Origin of the sequence: Streptomyces sp. NPDC090022 (assembly GCF_044748145.1) — a bacterium.
Classification (GTDB): domain Bacteria; phylum Actinomycetota; class Actinomycetes; order Streptomycetales; family Streptomycetaceae; genus Streptomyces.
In genome coordinates this window covers 174,511-193,235 of record NZ_JBIVFN010000003.1, presented here as the reverse complement: position 1 = coordinate 193,235, position 18,725 = coordinate 174,511, and the positions used below count along the sequence as shown (strand labels likewise).

14 protein-coding genes and 1 pseudogene are annotated in these 18,725 nt (G+C 74.9%); 8 read left to right on the top strand and 7 right to left on the bottom strand.

The features are described from left to right. Positions 1–2 precede the first annotated feature (2 nt). Positions 3–1,082, top strand: coding sequence for a tetratricopeptide repeat protein (locus ACIPXB_RS08780; protein ID WP_401446371.1), 1,080 nt, complete (start codon positions 3–5; stop codon positions 1,080–1,082). 28 nt (positions 1,083–1,110) lie between these two features. Here ACIPXB_RS08780 and ACIPXB_RS08775 read toward each other — a convergent pair whose 3' ends face one another. Genes ACIPXB_RS08775 through ACIPXB_RS08765 form a run of 3 tightly spaced genes read right to left on the bottom strand, consistent with a single transcriptional unit; the run spans position 1,111 to position 5,478 of the window. Then, on the bottom strand, positions 1,111–2,103 hold the full coding sequence (locus tag ACIPXB_RS08775; RefSeq protein ID WP_401446368.1) for a serine/threonine-protein kinase: 993 nt from the start codon (positions 2,101–2,103) through the stop codon (positions 1,111–1,113). Continuing rightward, complete coding sequence (locus tag ACIPXB_RS08770; protein ID WP_401446365.1) at positions 2,100–3,014, bottom strand: hypothetical protein; 915 nt, start codon at positions 3,012–3,014, stop codon at positions 2,100–2,102. The genes ACIPXB_RS08775 and ACIPXB_RS08770 overlap by 4 nt, the downstream gene beginning before the upstream one ends. A 4-nt stretch (positions 3,015–3,018) precedes the next feature. Further along, positions 3,019–5,478 carry an FHA domain-containing protein gene (locus ACIPXB_RS08765; RefSeq protein WP_401446362.1) on the bottom strand — a complete coding sequence of 820 codons (2,460 nt, stop codon included), beginning with the start codon at positions 5,476–5,478 and terminating at the stop codon, positions 3,019–3,021. Positions 5,479–5,636: 158 nt separating this feature from the next. Here ACIPXB_RS08765 and ACIPXB_RS08760 point away from each other — a divergent pair, with 158 nt between their 5' ends. The 5 genes from ACIPXB_RS08760 to ACIPXB_RS08740 all read left to right on the top strand — a co-directional run bounded on the left by ACIPXB_RS08760 (position 5,637) and on the right by ACIPXB_RS08740 (position 10,797). After that, complete coding sequence (locus ACIPXB_RS08760; protein ID WP_401446359.1) at positions 5,637–6,689, top strand: cation diffusion facilitator family transporter; 1,053 nt, start codon at positions 5,637–5,639, stop codon at positions 6,687–6,689. 50 nt (positions 6,690–6,739) lie between these two features. Continuing rightward, positions 6,740–7,216 (top strand): NUDIX domain-containing protein, encoded by a 477-nt coding sequence (locus tag ACIPXB_RS08755; RefSeq protein WP_401446356.1) that lies wholly within the window; start codon positions 6,740–6,742, stop codon positions 7,214–7,216. Between the two features lie 48 nt (positions 7,217–7,264). Next, positions 7,265–8,518: a Tm-1-like ATP-binding domain-containing protein gene (locus ACIPXB_RS08750; protein WP_401446353.1), complete on the top strand. Its 1,254-nt coding sequence runs from the start codon at positions 7,265–7,267 to the stop codon at positions 8,516–8,518. A gap of 78 nt (positions 8,519–8,596) precedes the next feature. Beyond that, positions 8,597–10,207 carry a serine/threonine-protein kinase gene (locus ACIPXB_RS08745; RefSeq protein ID WP_401446351.1) on the top strand — a complete coding sequence of 537 codons (1,611 nt, stop codon included), beginning with the start codon at positions 8,597–8,599 and terminating at the stop codon, positions 10,205–10,207. Further along, on the top strand, positions 10,204–10,797 hold the full coding sequence (locus tag ACIPXB_RS08740; protein ID WP_401446348.1) for a hypothetical protein: 594 nt from the start codon (positions 10,204–10,206) through the stop codon (positions 10,795–10,797). The genes ACIPXB_RS08745 and ACIPXB_RS08740 overlap by 4 nt, the downstream gene beginning before the upstream one ends. Before the next feature lie 120 nt (positions 10,798–10,917). Here the strand turns inward: ACIPXB_RS08740 and ACIPXB_RS08735 are convergent, their stop codons facing one another. Next, positions 10,918–12,201, bottom strand: a complete 1,284-nt coding sequence (locus ACIPXB_RS08735; RefSeq protein ID WP_401446345.1) for an ATP-binding protein — start codon at positions 12,199–12,201, stop codon at positions 10,918–10,920. Between the two features lie 160 nt (positions 12,202–12,361). Here ACIPXB_RS08735 and ACIPXB_RS08730 point away from each other — a divergent pair, with 160 nt between their 5' ends. Then, a complete protein-coding gene (locus tag ACIPXB_RS08730) occupies positions 12,362–13,813 on the top strand; it encodes a hypothetical protein (protein WP_401446342.1) in 1,452 nt (483 codons plus the stop codon). A 151-nt stretch (positions 13,814–13,964) separates the two neighbouring features. Further along, positions 13,965–14,741 (top strand): trypsin-like serine peptidase, encoded by a 777-nt coding sequence (locus ACIPXB_RS08725; protein ID WP_401446339.1) that lies wholly within the window; start codon positions 13,965–13,967, stop codon positions 14,739–14,741. On the opposite strand, the gene ACIPXB_RS08720 is transcribed toward ACIPXB_RS08725, so the two are convergent. From ACIPXB_RS08720 to lnt, 3 genes and pseudogenes are all read right to left on the bottom strand, one after another. Continuing rightward, complete coding sequence (locus ACIPXB_RS08720) at positions 14,719–16,368, bottom strand: FAD-dependent monooxygenase (RefSeq protein WP_401446336.1); 1,650 nt, start codon at positions 16,366–16,368, stop codon at positions 14,719–14,721. The two genes, ACIPXB_RS08725 and ACIPXB_RS08720, sit on opposite strands and share 23 nt — an antisense overlap. Positions 16,369–16,565: 197 nt before the next feature. Then, positions 16,566–17,027 (bottom strand): annotated as a pseudogene (locus ACIPXB_RS08715) (NUDIX hydrolase); the annotation flags it as partial. Positions 17,028–17,088: 61 nt separating this feature from the next. After that, positions 17,089–18,705, bottom strand: coding sequence for an apolipoprotein N-acyltransferase (lnt, locus tag ACIPXB_RS08710; RefSeq protein ID WP_401446333.1), 1,617 nt, complete (start codon positions 18,703–18,705; stop codon positions 17,089–17,091). Positions 18,706–18,725: the final 20 nt, after the last annotated feature.

Sequence of the window (18,725 nt, the reverse complement as noted above, 5' to 3'; positions counted from 1 at the left end):
CTGTGACCCTGCACCCGGCCGTCGAACAGGCCGACGCGCTGCTCGAACTGAAGCGTTACGACCAGGCCAGGGCCCTGCTGGCCCGCCGGCTGGCCGAGGACCCGGAGGACGTCCGCGCCTGGGTGAAGCTCGGCCGCTGCGAACTGGGCACCGACAACCCGGAACAGGCCCTCGTCGCCCTCGACGAGGCGGTACGGATCGCCCCCGAGGACACCGGTGCGCTCCACATGCGGGCCCACGCGCTGCGCCACGCCACGCACCTGGACTTCACGGAGCGCCACCGGCAGGCCGAGGACTGCCTGCGCGAGGTCCTGCGCCTGGAGCCGGAGGCCGGTTACGCGCACGCGCTGCTCGGTGAACTGCTGACGTTCACCCCCGGCCGCGGCGAGGAGGCCATGGCGCACGCCCGCGAGGCGGTACGGCTGGACCCGGAGAGCGTGGCGGCCTACACCGCGCTGTGGACCGCGTCCTGCGCCGTCTCCGACCAGGAGACCTTCTACTGGGCGCTGGAACAGGTCGCCCGCCTCGACCCGACCGACGGCCGGGCCGTGGCCCTGCTGTCCGGTCGCGAGGCCGCACGGCCCGGCACCACGGCAGCCCGGGCCGCGGAGGTGTACGCCGACGCACTCGCCGTCATCCCCGACAGCCCCGGGATGCGCCGTGGCCTGGACGCCGCCACCTACCGGCTGCTGCGCGGCGTCCGCTGGCTGGCGCTGGCCTGCCTGGCGGCCGCCGGCGTCATGATCGACGCATTCCCGGAGGCCGGCCGGGCGGTACGGGAACTGCCGGTGCCGCTCGGCAACCGGCTGTGGGTGCTCGTCGTCATGGGCGCGATCTGGGGCTTCGGCGCCTGGCGCCGCTACCGGGGGCTGCGCGCCGGCGTCCGGTTGAACGTGTGGTCGCTGGTGGGACGCAGCGGCTGGGCCCGGATCGTGGTCGGCCAGGCGGCCTGGGCGACGCTGTGCGCCCTGCTGATCTCGCAGGTGCCGTGGACCGAGCGGCTGGTGCCGCAGGTCCTGTTCTGGGCGGGGCTGCTCCCGACGCTGGCCACGCTCTGGTTCGACCGCGCCAAGCACGCCTGACCGGCCGGGGCGGCCCGGTCACGCGGGCTCAGGAACGGAACACCGGCAGCGCCCAGTCGGGCGGCGGGGGCGGCGGGCCCTCGGGCGGACGCGGGGGCCGCGGCGGCCCGGTGGCGTCCGTCCGGTCGTCGAGGGCCTCGGTCCGGCGCAGGGCCGCGATGAACTCCAGACAGCTGGACCAGCGGTCCTCGGGCGCCTTGGCCAGGGCCTTGGCCAGCACCTCGTCCACGGCGTGCGGGAGGTCGGGGCGGTGCGAGGTCAGCGGGGGCGGCGGGTCGTACTGCTGGGCCCACAGCAGGGCGATGTCGTCGTCCCGCCGGAAGGGCGGGCTGCCCGCGAGGGCCTCGTACACGACGCAGGCCAGGCTGTACACGTCGCAGCGGGCGTCGACCGGCTTGCCGGAGATCTGCTCGGGCGCCACGTAGTCCAGGGTGCCGACGAACTGGCCGACGGCGGTGAGCCCGGTCAGCGAGAGGGACTTCTTCGTGAGGCCGAAGTCGGTCAGGTAGACGTGCTCGCGCCGGTCGCTGTCGGTGCCCGCGTCGATCAGGATGTTGCCGGGCGTCACGTCGCGGTGGACCAGCCCGTGTTCGTGGGCCGCGTCGAGCGCGGAGGCGGCCTGGCCCGCGATGCCGACCGCCCGGGACAGCGGCAGCGGTCCGGTACGGGCCAGCAGACCGCGCAGATCCGGGCCGGGGACATACCGCATGGCGATGTAGAGCCGGCCCTCGAACTCGCCGGCGGCGTAGACGGGCACGATGTGCGGGTGTTCGAGCGCGGCCGCGATCACGGACTCGTGGACGAAGCGGCGGCGGAAGGTGTCGTTGCGGGCCAGCTCGGGGGCGAGCAGCTTCAGCGCGACCGTGCGGGGCAGGTCCAGGTCGCCGGGCAGGTTCAGGTCACGGGCCTTGTAGACGACGGCCATGCCGCCCCGCCCGATCTCGCTGATCACCTCGAAACCGGCGATCCGCTGGCCCGCGAGGTCCGAGGGAGGGCCGCCGGGCGGTGGGGGCGCGGTCACCCGAACTCACCCGGCCGGACGATCCGTGTGGGTTCGTGCGGGGGCGGCGGCGGGTCTCCGGTGGCGGGGGCCGTGTCCGGAGCCGGGGGCCGGGCGGGCCCGGCCGGTGCGGCGGCCGCGGGATCACCCGGCGCCGTCGCCGCGGGCATCGCCGTCGCGGGGGCCGCACCGGCGGGCTCCGGGGCGCCGGGCACCGGGTCCCGTTCGTGTTCGGCGCTGCCCGGGCCGCCGGCGACCGCCGCCACCGCGTAGACGCTGAGCCGCTGCCCGTCGCCGTACATCCAGCGGCCGCCCGCCTCGTCGTAGAGCCATACGGACTCGCCGTCGACGACCACCCCGGCGCGCAGGCCCCGGGTGCCCCGCCGGAAGGCCTCGCCGTCGGCGCGCCCGGCGGCGAGGTCGTCCGCGGCCCGCCGGTAGCGCGCCAGCGCCTCGGCGGACCGGGCGAGCAGCGGGCGCGGGTCCTCGGTGCGGGCCGGGGTCCCGGCGCCGCCGGGCGGCGGCGCCGGGACGGAGATCAGCAGCCGTCCGTCCACCCAGGCGGACCAGCCGTTGGCGCACAGGATCTCGGCCCATTCGCCGCGGCGCGCCAGCAACTGCACGGGCAGGAAGGCGTCCAGGGGCACGGTGGGCCGGGTGACGTCCGGGGCCTCCCAGGCGGGCAGGCCCTCGCGGGGGACGATGTGCGTGGGCCGGAACCCGGATCCGGGAAGGGACTCGAGGCCGGAGTCGGCGCCGGAGCCGGACCCGGACCCGGACCCGGAGCTGATGCCGGTGGCGGAACCGACACCGGAACCGGTACCGGAGGCGGAACCCACACCGGAGGCGGAGCTGTTGCCGGGGCCGGAGTGGGCGCCGGAGCCGGTGCCCGCGGGGGCGCCGGAGGAGGAGTCGGTGCCGGGAGAGGTCATCGCCTCACTGCTTTCGCATGATGGCGGGCTCGTGGCGGCGCAGCAGCCGGGCCACCACGAAGCCGCAGAGCACGGACAACAGGACCAGCATGCCGAGGTTGAACAGCCACATGCCCGGCGCGTGCGCGAACAGCGGATCGGCGGTGATCTTGCCGGGCACGATGGCGGCGAGGTCGACGGTGCCCGCCATGGCGGCCAGCGCCCACCGGGCCGGCACGAACCAGGCGAGCTGTTCGAGCACCGGGACCCCGGCCAGCTTCAGGAAGGCTCCGCAGAACACGACCTGGACGATGGCGAGGAGGACGAGCAGCGGCATGGTGACCTCCTCCTTGCGGACCAGGGCGGAGACCAGCAGGCCGAGCATCATCGCGGTGAAGGACAACAGGGCGACGGCCAGCGTGATCTCGATCAGCGGGGGCATCAGCACACCGTTGCCGCCCGGCGCGTTGAGGGGGATGCCGCCCAGCCCGACGAGGGTGAGGACGATCGCCTGGGCGACGGTGATCGCGCCGAGCACCACCACCTTCGACATCAGGTACGCCGAACGGGACAGCCCGACGGCGCGTTCACGCTGGTAGATCACCCGTTCCTTGACGAGTTCGCGGACCGCGTTGGCCGCGCCCGTCAGGACCCCGCCGACGCACAGGATCAGCAGGGCGCTCGTGGCCGTCTCGGCGGTGAGCTCGGGCCTGGCCAGCGCCCGGGCCATGGCTCCCATGACGAACGGCAGCGCGACCATGACGACGAGGAAGGTCCGGTCGGCGCTGAGCGCGGCCGCGTACCGGCGGATCAGGGTACGCAGCTGGGCGCCCCAGCTCTGGGCCTTGGGCGGCGGCGCCACGAACGGCGCCGCGTCGGGGCCGCCCGCCGTCCCGGCCGGGCGGGCGGGGGCGGCGGCCGGGACCGGCCGCCGGGCGGCGTGGGCCGCGCTGCCGGCGTAGCGCCGCTGGAAGGGCGAGGCGCGGTACTCCCCCGCCCAGTCCCGGTCCCGCTGGTTCTCGAAGGCCTCGAAGGCCTCCGGCCACTGGTCGAAGCCGAAGAAGCCGAGGGTCTTCTCCGGCGGTCCGTAGTACGCGATGCGCCCGCCCGGGGCCAGGACCAGCAGGCGGTCGCACACGTCCAGGCTCAGCACGCTGTGGGTGACGACGATGACGGTCCGGCCGTCGTCGGCGAGGCCGCGCAGCATGTGCATCACCGAGCGGTCCATGCCGGGGTCCAGTCCGGACGTGGGCTCGTCGAGGAAGAGCAGCGAGGGCTTGGTGAGCAGTTCCAGCGCCACCGAGACGCGTTTGCGCTGGCCTCCGGAGAGGCTGTGGATGGGCTGGCCGGCCCGCTGCTCCAGGCCGAGTTCGCGGATCACCTCGTCGACGCGCGCCTCCCGCTCGGCCGCGGCGGTGTCCTGCGGGAAGCGCAGTTCCGCGGCGTACGACAGGGCACGGCGGACCGTGAGCTGGGAGTGCAGGATGTCGTCCTGCGGCACCAGGCCGATCCGGCTGCGCAGTTCGGCGTAGTCGCGGTAGAGGTCACGGCCGTCGTACAGGACGCTGCCGTGGTCGGCGGGGCGCAGGCCGGTGAGCGCGCCCAGCAGGGTGGACTTGCCGGCGCCGCTGGGGCCGACCACGGCGAGCAGGCACTTGGCGCCGACGGGGAAGGACACGTGGTCGAGCAGGGTCTTGCGGCCCCGGTCGACGGTGACGGCCAGGGCCTGTACGTCGAGGGAGACCTCACCGGTGTCGACGTACTCCTGCAACTGGTCGCCGACCAGGCAGAAGTCGCGGTGGCCGATGCCGACGATGTCGCCGTCGACGACCCTGGCCCGGGTCACGCGGGAGCCGTTCAGATAGGTGCCGTTGTGGCTGCCGAGGTCGGCGATCTCGTATCCGCCGTCGACGAGGGCGAGCAGCTCGGCGTGCCGGCGGGAGACCACCAGGTCGTCGACGACGAGGTCGTTGTCGGCGGCGCGGCCGATCCGGATCGAGGCGCGGGCGGCGGTGCGGGCGGGCAGCGGGCGGACCGAGGTGGGGGCGCGGAAGGTGCCGGTGAGCGCGGGCGCGTGGACCACGGAGGGGCGTGCGCCGGCCCCGGTGTGCGCGGGGGCGCTCGGCGGGGGTGGGGGCGGCGGGGGCGGTGGTGGGGGCGCGGGCGCGGGGGCGGCCAGGACGGCGCGCGGGCCGTCGGTCACGCTCCCGAAGCGGAGCTCGCTGCCGGGCCCGACGTCCCACGCGTGGACGCGGTGGCCGTCGGCCCAGGTGCCGTTGGTGCTGTCCTCGTCCTCGACGGTCCAGTGATCGCCGTCGGGACGCAGGATCGCGTGGTGCCAGGAGACGCGCGCGTCGTCGAGGCAGATCTCGCAGAGGGGGTCGCGGCCGATGTGATACGTCCGGCCCGGGGTCATCACGGTGGAGCCCCTGTCGGTTTCCATCACGAGCTCGGGCGCGGTCGGTACGCCGGGGCGCTGGACCATGAACAGATTTTCCCACGATCCGCCCGACCCGGCATAACCGCAGGTCAGAGCCGTCTTATGGGGAATGACAACGGTCCCCGTTGCAGCCTTTGCCCCTTGGCGGAAGGTGCGCTTCACTTCACCCGTCGGAACGGAACCGAACACACGGGGGGAACGCCATGAGCGCACACGACCACGGGCACGGCGGCCGGGGCGGCGGGCACGACCACGGCGACGGACACGGCGACGGGCACGGCGACGGGCACGGCCACGCCGGGCACGCGCACGGGGTGGCCGCCGACGCCGACCGCCGCTGGCTGGCGATCGCACTGGCGCTGATCGGCTCGTTCATGGCCGTCGAGGTCGTCATCGGCATCGTGGCCCAGTCGCTGGCGCTGATCTCCGATGCCGCGCACATGCTCACCGACGCCGTCTCGATCGTGCTGGCGCTGATCGCGATGCGGCTGGCCGCCCGGCCGGCGCGCGGCGGTTTCACGTACGGCCTCAAGCGCGCGGAGATACTCTCCGCCCAGGCCAACGGACTGACCCTGCTGCTGCTCGCGGTGTGGCTGGCGTACGAGGCGGTGCAGCGGCTGCTCGACCCGCCCCGGGTCGAGGGCGGGCTGGTGCTGGTGACGGCACTGGCGGGCATCGTCGTCAACGTGGCGGCCGCCTGGTGCATCTCCCGGGCGAACCGCAGCTCGCTCGCCGTCGAGGGCGCCTACCAGCACATCCTCAACGACCTGTTCGCGTTCATCGGCACCGCCGTGTCCGGCCTGATCGTGCTGACCACCGGCTTCGTGCAGGCCGACGCCATCGCCACGCTCGTCGTGGTGGCCCTGATGGTCAAGGCCGGGTACGGGCTGGTCCGCGAGTCCGGCCGGATCCTCCTGGAGGCCGCGCCGGCCCATGTGGATCCGGACGCGGTCGGGGACCGGCTGGTCGCCTTCGGACCCGTCACCGAGGTGCACGACCTGCACATATGGACGATCACTTCCGGCCAGGCGGCCCTCTCGGCCCACGTGCTGGTGGAACCGGCGGGCGACTGCCACGCCGTACGCCGCGGCCTGGAGGAGCTGCTGCGCGACGCGTACGGGATCACCCACACCACCTTGCAGGTGGACCACGCGCAGGACGCCCTGCTCTCGGTCGGCCGGGCGGGGGACGCGGCGGACCCGCACTGCGCGCAGGCGCACGGTCCGGTGCACCACGAGGGCCCGCACCACCACTGACCCGCCGCCCCGCCGTTGCGCGGCGGGCGCCTGGGGGCAGGGATGGGGGCATGACACAGAAACGCAGCGCCGGCCTGCTCCTCTTCCGCCGCCGGCCCACGACGGCCGACCGCGTCGAGGTGCTGCTCGGCCATCTGGGCGGGCCGTTCTGGGCCCACCGCGACGCCGGGGGCTGGGGCATCCCCAAGGGCGAGTACGAGGAGGACGAGGCCCCGCTCGACGCGGCGCGCCGCGAGTTCCTGGAGGAGATCGGGCTGCCCCCGCCGCAGGGCCCGTACCTGCCGCTGGGCGAGGTGCTCCAGAGCAACGGCAAACTCGTCACCATCTGGGCGGTCGAGGCCGATCTGGACCCGGCGCTGATGGTGCCGGGGACCTTCACCATGGAGTGGCCGCAGGGCTCGGGCCGGACGCAGGAGTTCCCCGAACTGGACCGGGTGGCCTGGTTCGCTCCCCCGATGGCGCGAACTCGCCTGATCTCCTCTCAAATCCCTTTTCTGGACCGGTTGTTGGGGTTGGTGAACGATTGACCCGACCTTGACTTGCCAGCGCGCCCGGATGCGTTCACATTACAATTCATGACGAACGTCGTGCTGGTGGGAACCCTGGACACCAAGGGTGTGGAGTACGGCTGGCTGCGCGAGCGACTGCTGCGCGCCGGCGTCGAGGTCATACTGGTCGACACCGGGATCATGGGCGAACCCCGGGTGCCCGCCGACGTACCACGCGAGGTGGTCGCCCGGGCGGCGGGAACGGAACTGTCGGAACTGCGGGCGGCCGCCGACCGGGGCGCGGCCGTCACCACGATGGCGCAGGGCGCGGAGGAAACCCTCTTACGGCTGCACGCCGAGGGCCGGCTGCACGGGGTCCTCGCGATCGGCGGCAGCGGCGGCACGTCCATCGCCACCCGGGCGATGCGGGCCCTGCCCCTGGGCGTGCCGAAGGTCATGGTCTCCTCCATGGCCTCCGGGGACGTGGCGAAGTACGTCGGGTCCTCGGACATCACGATGATGTACAGCGTGGTGGACATCGCCGGGATCAACACCATCTCGGCGCCGGTGCTGGCCAACGCCGCCGACGCGGTGGCGGGCATGGCCAAGGGCTTCTCGCGGGCCTCCCGGGAGATCCGCCTGGCCCAGCTGGGCACCGGCGCCCGCCCGCTGATCGCGGCGAGCATGGCGGGCGTGACCACGGTCGGCGTGGACGCGGCCCGCGAACGGCTGACCGAACTCGGCTACGAGGTGCTGGTCTTCCACGTCAGCGGCACCGGCGGCCGCACCCTGGAATCCCTCGCCGGCCAGCGCGTCTTCACGGGCGTCCTGGACCTGACGCTCAGCGAGATCGCCGACGAGCTGTGCGGCGGCATCCTCAGCGCGGGCCCCGACCGGCTCACCGCCGCCGGCCGGGCCGGGATCCCGCAGGTGGTCAGCCTGGGCGCGCTCGACATGGTGAAGTTCGGGCCGCTGGAGACCCTGCCCGAGCAAGCCCGCCACCGCCGGGTGCGCGTCCACAACCCGTCGATCACGGTCATCCGTACGACGGAGACGGAGTGCGCGGAGCTGGGCCGGGTCGTCGCGTCGAAACTCAAAGGAGCGACCGGCCCGACCGCCGTGTGCGTTCCGAAGCGTGGACTGTCCACGCTCGGCGCGCCCGGCGGGCCCTACCATGACCCCGCCGCGGACCGCGCGCTCTTCTCGGCCCTGCGCGAGGGCTTGCGCGGGAGCGGGGCACGGCTCTACGACTACGACACACACATCAACGACCCCGCGTTCGGGCGGGCGGCGGCCGACCGGCTGCACGCCATGATCGGCGCGGTGCGGGCCGCCGCGTAGGACGGTCCGCACGGGTCGGGAACCGGCCACGGTGCGATCCGTGTCCCTGGGTGTGGTCGACCACCGCAGGGGGCGGAGATGAAGGTGTGGACGGTCCCCGGTTACACGGAGACACGGGAACTGGGATCGGGTGGCAGCGGTCGCGTGGTGCTCGCCGTGCACGAGGGGACCGGAACCCCGGTGGCGGTGAAGTACCTCAGCGACCGCCTCCGCCGCGATCCGGCGTTCGTCCGGGAGTTCCGGGCGGAGGCCCGGCTGCTGGGCGGGCTGCACTCGCCGTACGTGGTGGGGCTGTACGAGTACGTGGAGGCACCCGCCGGTGCCGCCATCGTCATGGAGCTGGTGGACGGCATCTCGCTGCGCGCGCTGCTGCACCAGGCGGGGCGGACGGACCCGGAGCCGGCGCTGGTCGTGCTCAAGGGCTCGCTGCTGGGCCTGGCCGCGGCGCACCGGGCGGGGGTCGTGCACCGCGACTACAAGCCGGAGAACGTGCTGGTCGCGGCCGACGGCTCGTCCAAGCTCGTCGACTTCGGCATCGCGGCGAACCGCGGCAGCACGCCGGGGGTGGCCGGCACGCCCGCCTACATGGCACCGGAGCAGTGGCAGGGCCGGCCGGCCTCCCCGGCGGCCGACGTGTACGCCGCGACGGCGACGTTCTTCGAGTGCCTGACCGGCCGCAAGCCGTTCACGGGGGAGAACTTCGCCGAGCTGGCCGTGCAGCACATCGAGGCGCCGGTCCCGGAGGCCGAGGCGCCGGAACCGGTACGTCCGCTGATCCGGCGGGGCCTGGCGAAGCAGCCTCAGGAGCGCCCGGAGAACGCCGAGGCGTTCGTGGCGGAGCTGGAGGGCGTGGCCGTCTCGGCGTACGGCCCGGACTGGGAGGAGCGCGGCCAGCGCAAGCTGGCGGCGCTCGCCGCGCTGCTGCCGCTGCTGTTCCCGTCGGCGGGCGGGACGGCCGCCGGGACGACGGCCGTGGCGAGCACGTCGGTCGGTGGCGGGGCGGGCTGGGCGCCCGGGCGGCGCGGCTGGCTGGCGGCCGGGGTGTCGCTGATCCTGGGCGCGGCCCTGGTGCTGGCGCAGGCATCGGCGAGCGAGGCGCCGCGCGGTGCGCTGAGCGCCTTCGCGACGACCGCCCCGACCCCGCCGGGGCCGGGGTCACCGGCGCCGGGTCCCTCGCCGTCCGCGTCCGCCGGGCCGTCGCCGTCGCTCTCCCCGAGCGCGTCGCCGTCGGCGTCGGCGTCCGCCTCCCCGTCGGCCTCCGCCACGGCGACGGCCTCGCCGCCGTACACCTCCTCGCCGCACCCGGGTGCCACCGCCACGGCGACCGTCAGGCCGTCGCCGAAGCCGCCGACCGTCACGCCGACCCCGACGCCCTCGCCGCCCGTGGTCGTCGGGTCGGTCACGGTGACGGTGCGCCAGACGGGTGTGACCACCGGACAGGCGACGGTGTCGGTGAGCGTCAAGGGCGGGCCGGTCCCGGTGGTCGTGGAGTGGTTCACCGGTGACGCGCCGGGCTCGCTGGGTGCCGCGGAGGGCACCGAGACGTTCACCTACCCCGGCGCCGGCGCGGCGCCGGTCACCCGGACGCACACCTTCACCGGCAAGGGCTGCTACTGGGGCGTGCGCGTCAGCGCCGGCGGCAAATCCTCCAGCGACCAGATCCTGACGAGGCGGTGCACGCTGACATGAGCGACGACGACTACAGCGCGACCGTCCTGGGCAGCCACTGGTTCAGCGGCCCGCCGCAGCCCCCGCAGACCGATGTCGCCCCCGACCGGGTCGAGGGGTCCGTGCTGCGCTTCGGGCCCGGGGTCACCGCGGCGATGGCGCCGCCGTTCCCGGTCCCGGTCCCGGCCGGGCCGGTACGCCCGCGCCGGCGGCGGGCGTACGGGCTGCGCCGCTACGCGCTGGCCGCCGTCGTGCTGATCGGCGTCCTGTGCTATCTGGGCTGGCAGCGCTACGGGCCCGCGGTCGCGGTGCGCGACGTGTCCGTCGGCACCGACCCGCAGGGGCCGGCCTGCGACTCCACGGCCGACGTGGTGGCCGTGGTGACCACGGACGGCCGTCCGGGGACGATCACCTACCGGTGGGTCCGCAGCGACGGCACCCGGTCGGAGGACCTGACGGAACGGGTGACGCGGGGCCAGCGCGAGGCCCGGCTGCATCTGCTGTGGACCTTCCAGGGCCGGGGCAGCTACGCGGCCCGGGCCCAGGTGGAGCTGCTGGAGCCGGTACGGCGCACGGCGGCCGTGGAGTTCACGTACCGCTGTTCGCCGTGACGCGGCCGCGCCGCCGGATGACGGCGCGGCCGGCGTCGGGACTCGGGACCGACCCGGCTGCGCGGGGCGTGCGCGCGTACGGGCGTACGGGCGTACGGGCGTACGGGCGTACGGGCGCGGTCAGCAGCGGGCGTGGGCCGTGATGTCCGCCTCGAAGGCGCCGGTCATCGCCGGGGTCACGGTCGGCCGGCAGCGCGCCACCGCCGCCAGGTAGTCCTCGGTGCTCGCCCCGGGCGGGGCGCCCGCCACCCCGGCCACCGCCTCCAGGTCCCGTTCGAAGGACACCTGCGCCGCGATCCGCGCCGCGTGCTCGATGTCGGCCGGCGTGAAGAGCTCGCTGGCCTCGACCAGGGCCGCCACGTCGACGCCCGCGCGGCCGGCGGTGTAGCGCGACCAGATCGCGGCGCGCGCCCCGGCGTCCGGGGTGCCGATGGGGATCAGGTAGTCGAAGCGGCCCGGCCGCAGGAACGCCGGGTCCAGGGAGCGGATGGAGTTGGTGGCGCACACCAGCAGCCGCTCGTCGCCGTCCCGGAACCCGGGGATGAGCTTGAGCAGCTCGTTCGTCACGCCGTGGATGCCGCCGGGCTGGGCGGGCTCGGTGCGGACCGGGGCGATCTCCTCGACCTCGTCGATGAAGACCAGGACCCGTTCCAGCTCGGCGATCCGGGCGAAGGCGCTGCGCAGGGCGGCGGCCAGGTTGCCCTCGTCGGCCAGGCGCGAGGGCAGCAGTTCGACGAAGGGCCAGCCCAGCCGGGAGGCGATGGCGCGGGCGAAGGTGGTCTTGCCGGTGCCGGGCGGGCCGAAGAGGGTGATGGCGCGCGGCGGCCGGACCCCGTGCTGCGCGGCCCGTTCGGGCTCGGCCAGCGGCAGCACGACCCGCCGCTCGATGAGGTCCTTCTCCTTCTCCATCCCGGCCACCTTGGCCCACAGGTCGGCGGGGAGGAAGCGGCCGCCGAGGTCGTCCAGCAGCCCGGCCGCCGGGCCGTGCAGCGGCTCGGTCTTCTCGAAGTAGGCGACGGCGGGCTGGCGGGTGTAGCCGGCGTTGAGCAGGCCCTCGCCGAGCAGGTCCTCCTCCGGCAGGACGTACGCGATCCGCCCGACGCGGGCGGCGATCAGCCGGCGCTCCAGCTCCACGAGGAGGGCGCTGGCCAGACCGCGGCCGCGCCAGCCGGAGGAGATCGCGATCCGCATCACCCAGGCCCGCTCCCCCGAGACGCAGGCGAGGGCCGCGCCGATCGGCACGCCCTGGTGCACGGCGACCACGGCGGGCTGCCGGCCGGTGAGGGCGCTGATGCACTCGGCGAGGGAGAAGACGGACTCCTGGCCGAGTTCGGCGGTGGTGTCGATCAGGTGGACGACGGCCGCGAGATCGCTCTCGCGGTAGTCGTGGATGAGCCAGTTCACGGCGGTACCGCCCCTCGTTCGTTCCTTGCGGCGAGGCTAGGGGCGGCGGCACCGGACGATCACGCTCCGTCCTGCACAACAGCCGGTCGGGAAACCGTCCGTGTCGTCCATAGACTGGTGGCTTCCGCCCGCGCCGCCCACCGAGGACCCGATCCCTTTCATGGCTTCCGACATATCCGACACACCCAACTCCCGTCGGCGGCTGGTGTGGCTCATACCGGTCCTCTGGACGCTCATATCCGGGCTCTGGGGGCTGTCCCGGCAGCACAGCGTGTGGCGGGACGAGGCCGCGACCTGGCAGGTGGCCACGCGGTCGGCCGGTGAGATAGGGCACATGCTGGGCCAGGTCGACGCCGTCCACGGGCTGTACTACCTGCTGATGCACGGGGTGTTCGAGGTGTTCGGGGCGACTACGACGGCACTCCGGCTGCCCTCGGTGCTCGCCATGGCGGTGGCGGCGGGCTGCGTCGGGGCGATCGGGTCCCGGCTGGCCGGCTTCTGGGCGGGCCTGGGCGGCGGGCTCGCCCTCGCCCTGCTGCCGGCCGTGCAGTTCTACCTGCAGGAGGGCCGGCCGTACGCGCTGGTGGCAGCCGGGGCGGGGGTCTCGACGCTGGTCCTGGTGACCCTGCTCGAGGGGCGCGGCGGGCGGGCGCGCTGGGCGGCGTACGCGGGCGTGGTGCTGGGGTGCGCGCTGCTGAACTGGCTGTCGCTGCTGATCCTGCCCGCGCACGCGGTGACCCTCGCCTGGGTACGGGCGGGGCGCGCGGTGTGGCTGCGCTGGGCGGTGGCGTCGGCCGCCGCCGTCGCCGGGGCGCTGCCGCTGGTCCTGTTCAGCCGGAGCCAGTCCGACCAGGTGTCGTGGATACCGCCGCTGACCTGGCACATGATGATCGGGCCGGCGATCCTGCTGGCGATCGGGGGCCTCGGGGCGTGGCTGGACCGGCCGCGGGCCGGCCGGCTGTCGGCGGCGGCGGTCGGCCTGCCGCTGCTGGCGGTGCCGCAACTGGCGCTGGCCGGGGTGTCGCTGGCGCAGCCGCTGTTCCTGGACCGGTACGTACTGTTCAGCCTGCTCGGGCTGGCGCTGCTGATCGGTGCGGGGCTGGCCGCGGCGGTCCGGGCGGCGGAGCCGCGGTTCCCGAGGGCGGCGGCGCTGCTGGTGCCCGCGGTGGTGGCCGTGGCGGTGGTGGCGCTGCTGCCGCAGTCGCTGGCGAAGCGGGCTCCGGCCAGCCGGGTGGACGACGTCCTGGCGGCGGCCGGCATCGTGGACCGGCTGAAGGCGCCGGGTGACGCGGTGCTGTTCGTCCCGGCGGCGCGGCGGGACACCGCGCTGGTCTCGCCGCGGGCCTTCACGGGGGTGACGGACATCGCGCTGGCCCTCGGCCCGGTGGAGTCGGGAACGCTCAAGGGCGAGGAGGCGGACCCGGCACGGATCCGCGACGCGATGCTCGCGCAGCGCCGGATCCTGCTGGTGACGGACGCGGCGAAGGTGGCCAGGCCGGTGTCGGCCGCCCGGGACCGGATGAAGACGGCCGTGCTGGCGGAGCACTTCACGGTGATCGAGGACCGCCAGGAACGGGGCCGTCGCGTGACGCTCTACACCCGCAAGGACTGAGCAGCGCCACCGCACGGGCGGCCCGCGCCCGCGCCCGCGCCCGGTGCCTTGCCCGGTCCCGGTCCCGGTCCCGGTTCCGGTTCCTCGATTCACAGGGGATTCCCAGGAAACCGGAACCCTGCGTCACAGGTTCGCGCGGCAGGGTCGGAACATGATCCACGGCGAGTTCGACCGACAGGCCCGGCGCACCGGGCGCATCGCCCTGGCGATGGCCACCGTGTCCGCGCTGCTCACGCTGGACGTCTGCGAGGCGGCCGCGACTCCCCCGATGGGCATCACCAGACAGGCGACGGCGGACGCGGTCTCGGCCCGGGTGGGCGCGCTGTTCGCGGGCGGCCTGGACGGCGGCCACTTCTGCACCGCCTCGGTGGTGCGCAGCGGCGGCCGGGACCTGATCGCCACGGCGGCGCACTGCCTGAACGACCCGGGGAACACGGTGTTCGCGCCCGGCTACCGCGACGGCTCGGCGCCGTACGGGGTCTGGGAGCTGACCTCCGTGTACGAGGACCCGAGCTGGGACCGGGAGGAGAACCCGGACGCCGACATCGCCTTCGCCGCGCTCGCCCCGCTGGACGGGACACGGATCGAGGACGTGGTCGGCGGTTTCCCGGTCGCCGCCGACCAGCCCGGCGGTGTGCCGGTGACCGTCGTCGGCTATCCCAGTACCGCCGACGCCCCCCTGACGTGCTCCAACGACACGTCGATGGAGAGCGGGACGCAGCGCCGGATCGGCTGCCCGGACCTGCCGGGCGGCACCAGCGGCAGCCCCTGGCTGGTGGACGGGGCGCTGGCCGGGGTGCTCGGCGGCTTCGAGGGCGGCGGCACGGATCCCGACATCTCCTACAGCGCCGTCATGGGTGGCATGGCGCAGGACCTCTACCGCCGGGCCGCCGCCGGCGACCCGGTCACGGAGACTCCGGAGGCCTGACAGCGGGCCCGGCGGTCACGGCGGTCCGGGAGGTCAGCGCGGTGAGGGCCGCGTGGAGGGGGGCGTCGCCAGGCGGGTACGCGGGCCAGCGCGCGCCGATGTGGCCGTCGGGCCGCACGAGGAGCGCGCCGCCGGGGCCGAGTCCGGCGCGGCCCGCCCACTGCGCCGGCAGGGCCTCGATCCGCAGCGGCCACGGCGCCCCGTCGGCCGCCGGCACCCAGCGGGCGGGGTCCGGGGTGAACAGGGTGAACCACGCGCCGAGGGCGTCGAGCGTGGAACGGCCGGGGGCGAGCCAGAGGTGGGGCATGCGGTGGCCCGGCTCGGCGCGGGGGACGTAGTCCGTGCCCCCGTCCGTGCCCCCGTCGCCCGCCGCGGACGCGGACCCCGCCCCGGACGCCTCCGGGGCGGCGCCGTCGGTGAGGACGGCGGCGGAGCGGTAGGTGACGCCGAGGACGAGGCCGAGCTGCGCGAAGTACCGCTCCGCCCAGGGAAGCTCGAACCGCCCGGCGGCCGCGTCGTCCGACCGGAGCTGGTCGCGGCGCCGGGCCAGCACCCCGAGCAACAGCTCGGCGTTGGCCACCGCCTGGCGCAGTGTGCGGTGGGCGACGGGTTCCCGTTCCGTGGCGTAGGTGGCGAGCAGTTCCGGCCCGGCCCACCCCCGCAGGACGCCCGCCAGCTTCCAGCACAGGTTGTGCACGTCGGCGACGCCGGTGTTCATGCCGAGGCCGCCGATCGGGGGGATCGCGTGGGCGGCGTCGCCGGCCAGCAGGATCCGGCCGTTCCGGAAGCGGTCGGCGACGAAGGCGTTCATCGCCCAGTGCTGGACGCGCAGCACCTCGGGCCGTACGCCGTCGTCGGGGCCGAGGGCACGTGTGACGAGAGCGGCCCAGTCCGCGTCCCCCGCGCCCTCGGGCGTGGGACCGAACCAGAACCAGCCGCCCTCGGGGTGGACGGGGCCGAACGAGCCCAGCGGGGTGAAGTAGACCCCGGCGGGCTGCAGGGCGCCCCAGTGGCCGAGGTCGGCGTCGAAGACGACGGTGGTGAAGTCCCCCAGCCGCCCGGGGCCGGCGGTGCCGATGGCCAGGTGCTGGCGGACGGTGGAGTTCGCGCCGTCGGCGGCGAGGACGTAGCGGGCGCGCACGCGGGTCCGCACGTCGGTGGCGCGGTCGACGAGCACCGCGACGACTCCCTCGCCGTCCGCCTCCTCGGTGAGTTCCACGAGTTCCGTCCCGAACCGGACCGGTGCCCGCGCCGCCGCGAGCAGCGTGGGCTCCAGCCGGTCCTGCGAGGTGAGCACACCGGTCACCGGGCTCTCGGGCACCGGCGCGGCGACCCCGACCATCGCCTCCGTGGCGAAGTCCTCGCCGCGCAGGGTGTCGCGGAAGCGGATGCGGCCGTACGCGGGGGCGAAGGCGTTCGCCGCGACGGTGCCGGCGAGACCCAGCTGGCGGAAGACCTCCATCGAGCGGACGTTGACCAGCCGGGACCGCGGGAAGGGGGACAGCTCGGTGCGCTTCTCGACCAGCAGGGCCCGGACGCCCCAGCGTTCCAACAGCGCGCGGGCGGTCAGTCCGACGGGCCCGCCCCCGACGATCAGTACCGGTACCTCTTCGTCCGCTACGGGCATACCGCGCTCCCGGTGGCCTGAACCGTCATGCCGATCAATCTCGCGCAGGCGGTGCCCGCCCGCAACGCCCCCGCCCCGGGGTACGCCCGAACGGGTCAGTCGGCGGCCTGCGAGGCCGCCGGGACGTGCGGGAGGTCCGCGACGTCCGGGGCCTGCGGGGCCTGCGGGGCCCGCGGGGCCTCCGGGACCTGCGGGGCCTCGAACCAGGTCGGCTCGTCCCGCGCGGCCCGGTGGATGCGCTCCAGGGCGAAGGGGTGCAGCGGCGGCAGGTCCTCGACGTCGAACCAGGCGACCTCCAGCGACTCGGCGTCGTTGACCATCGCCTCGCCGCCGACGGCCCGGCAGCGGAAGGTGGTGTCGCTGAACTGCACCTCGTCCCCGTTGGGATAGGTGAACGGCTCCAGCATCTGCACCAGCACCACCCGCTCGGGTACGCAGTGCACGGCCGTCTCCTCGAAGACCTCGCGCACCGCCGTCTGGGCGGGCTGCTCGCCGGGCTCGGGGATGCCACCGATCACGGACCACTCGCCGGTGTCCGCGCGCCGGCCGAGCAGCACCCGGCCCCGGTCGTCGAAGACGATGGCGGTCACTCCGGGCAGCACCAGGAGCTGGTGCCCGGCAGTGGCTCGGATCCGGAGGATGAAATCGGGCGTGGTCATGCCCCCGACCTTACGGCCCCGCCGTGGCCCCGGACGCCGTCCGGGGCCCGTACGCGGGAGGTCAGGCGCGGGTGCGGATCCGGCGGACCAGCACCCAGCCGAGCCCCCCGGCCGCCACCGCGAGCAGGACGTACTCCGGCAGCGGGCCGAGGCGGGTGGCCGGGGTCTCGGTGGAGCGCAGCGGGATCTCGGCGACCAGGGCGTCCGGGGTGAACATCCTGGTCTGCTGGACGATCCGGCCGTCGGGGCGGATCACGGCGCTGACGCCGCTGGTGACCGGGACCAGGACGGTCCTGCTGTGCTCGACCGCGCGGATCCGGTCCATGGCCAGCTGCTGGTAGGTCATCTGGCTCAGGCCGAACGTGGCGTTGTTGCTCGGTACGGCGATCACCTGCGCGCCGGCCCGGACGGTGGAGCGCACCGCGTCGTCGAAGGCGGCCTCGAAGCAGGTGACCATCCCGACCCGGCTGCCCGCCATGGCGAAGACACCGGGCTCCTTGCCGGGGCCGAAGTCGCGGCGCACCCGGTCCACGTCCGCGCTGAAGATCCGTACGACGGAACGCATCGGGATGCGCTCGCCGAAGGGCTGGATCTTGCGCTTGTCGTAGGTGGCGGTGGGGCCGGCGACGGGGTCCCACAGCAGCATGGAGTTGCGCAGCGGACCGGTCGGCGGCTCCAGCACGGACCCGATCGCGACGGGGACGCCGATGTCCTTGACCGCGCTGTCGATGACGCCGTACGCGTCCGGCTGGGTGTAGGGGTCGAGGTCGGAGGAGTTCTCCGGCCAGACGACGAAGTCGGGCTCGGGCACCTTGCCGGCCCGGACGTCCTCGGCCAGCTGCCGGGTGCGGTTGGCGTGGTTGTCCAGGACGGCCCGGCGCTGGGCGTTGAAGTCCAAGCCGAGCCGCGGCACGTTGCCCTGGATGACGGCGGCGACGGCGGTGCCGTCCTCGGCCGCGTCCGAGACCAGGGGGCGCGCGGCGAGGGCCGCGCCGACCGGTGCGGTCACGCTGAGCGCGGCCACGACGACGCCGGCCGTGACGCGGTCCGGCCGGGTACGGGCGAGGCGCAGGGCGTCGTAGAGCCCGAAGCCGCACAGCGCGAGCGCGAACCCGAGCAGGGGGGTGCCGCCGGCGGCCGCGAGCGGGGTGAAGAGCCCGTCGGCCTGCCCGAAGGCGAGCTTGCCCCAGGGGAAGCCGCCGAACGGGACGCGGGCGCGCAGGGCCTCCCCGGCGATCCAGACGGCCGCCGCCCACACCGGCCACGCGGGGAGCCTGCTGACGAGCGCGACGCCGAGTCCGGTGAGGCCGATGAACAGGGCCTCGACGCCGGCCAGGGCCAGCCACGGCACCGGGCCGACCTCCTCGCCGGTCCACACCAGCAGCGGCAGCATGAAGCCGAGGCCGGCGAGCAGGCCGAGGCCGAACCCGGCGCGCGCCCGGCGCCCGTACAGGCAGCCGGCGAGCAGGGCGAGGGCGAACGGCGCGAGCCACCACAGGGGGCGGGGCGGGAAACTCAGGTAGAGGAGCACACCGGCGAGCGGCGCGAGGACGGCGCGCAGCAGGCCGGCCGGAACGGCCCGGAGCCTTCGAAGGGCCCGGAGCGCGCGGTGTTCGCCGGGGGCGGCCGGCTCGGCGCTGGGGGTGCTCTCGTCCACGCGGGTGACGCTGCTGCTCATCTGCGGAGTGTACGTCTCCG